Below are 1,445 nucleotides of genomic sequence, written 5' to 3'. Positions count from 1 at the left end.
TACCGACGCAGTCGCCCACAGTCACCGCGCTGCCTCCCCCACCGCCCGAACCGGGGATGAACTGCCGAGCTGTGTCATGACGACTCAACCCCAGTCGCCGGTTACCGTCATGCCGCCGCTACCCAATCGGCGCAACGCGGAACTGCTGCTTCTGGGGTTTGCGGCCTTCATCACCACGGTCGCGCTGCTGATCGTGGAGGCCAATCAGGAACAGGGCCTGAGCTGGGACCTGATCCGCTACGTCGTCGCGTTCATCGTCCTGATGGGCGCCGCGCACCTGGCTGTGCGCCGGTTCGCCCCCTACGCCGACCCCTTGCTGCTGCCGGTCGCCGCGCTGCTCAACGGGCTGGGCCTGGTGATGATCCACCGGCTGGACCTGGCCAAGGGTGAGACGGCCTCCGACGGACTCGGCGGCACCGCCAACCAGCAGATGATGTGGACGCTGGTGGGTGTCATCGGGTTCTCCGTGGTGGTGGCCCTGCTGACCGACCACCGCATGCTCGCCCGATACGGATACATCTGCGCGCTGACCGGCCTTGTGCTGCTTGTCATTCCGGCGTTGTTGCCGAGGAAGTACTCCGAGCAGTACGGCGCCAAGATCTGGATCCAGTTCCCCGGCTTCTCGATCCAGCCCGCCGAGTTCTCCAAGATTCTGCTGCTCATCTTCTTCGCCGCGGTGCTGGTGGCCAAGCGTGACCTGTTCACCAGCGCGGGTAAGCATTTCCTCGGCCTCGACCTGCCGCGGCCGCGCGACCTGGCTCCGCTGCTGTTGGCCTGGGCCGCCTCGGTGGGCGTGATGGTCTTCGAAAAAGATTTGGGCACTTCACTTCTGCTGTACTCGTCGTTTCTGGTGCTGGTCTACGTGGCCACCGAGCGGCTCAGCTGGGTGGTCATCGGGCTGGCCCTGTTCGCCGCGGGAAGCATTGTGGCGTATCAGGTTTTCGGTCATGTCCGGGTCCGCGTGGAAACCTGGCTGGACCCGTTCGCCGACCCTGACGGCGCCGGCTACCAGATGGTGCAATCGCTGTTCAGCTTCGCCACCGGAGGCATCTTCGGCACCGGCCTGGGCAACGGACAGCCCGGTACCGTGCCCGCCGCCGCCACCGATTTCATCGTCGCCGCGATCGGCGAAGAGCTCGGATTGGTCGGCCTGGCAGGCGTTCTCATGCTCTACACGATCCTGATCATCCGCGGCATGCGCACCGCGATCGCCGTGCGCGACAGCTTCGGCAAGCTCCTGGCCGCCGGGCTGGCCTCGACGCTGGCCATCCAGCTGTTCATCGTGGTCGGCGGCGTCACCAAACTGATCCCGCTGACCGGCCTGACCACCCCGTGGATGTCCTACGGCGGTTCCTCGCTGCTGGCCAACTACATCCTGCTGGCCATCCTGGTGCGCATCTCGCACGCCGCACGGCGGCCGATCACCACCACCCCCGGCCCCAACC

General features: G+C 66.2%; 1 protein-coding gene. It reads left to right on the top strand.

All coding sequences use genetic code 11. From position 1 onward, the window contains the following. Nucleotides 1-76 precede the first annotated feature (76 nt). A partial coding sequence (locus E0T84_RS31545) for an FtsW/RodA/SpoVE family cell cycle protein (protein ID WP_138746424.1) occupies nucleotides 77-1,445 on the top strand: 1,369 nt, incomplete at its 3' end.

Origin of the sequence: Mycobacterium sp. DBP42 (assembly GCF_005924235.1) — a bacterium.
GTDB lineage: Bacteria > Actinomycetota > Actinomycetes > Mycobacteriales > Mycobacteriaceae > Mycobacterium > Mycobacterium syngnathidarum.
The sequence above is the reverse complement of the archived record's forward strand: the minus strand, read 5'-3'. Positions and strand labels throughout refer to the sequence as shown.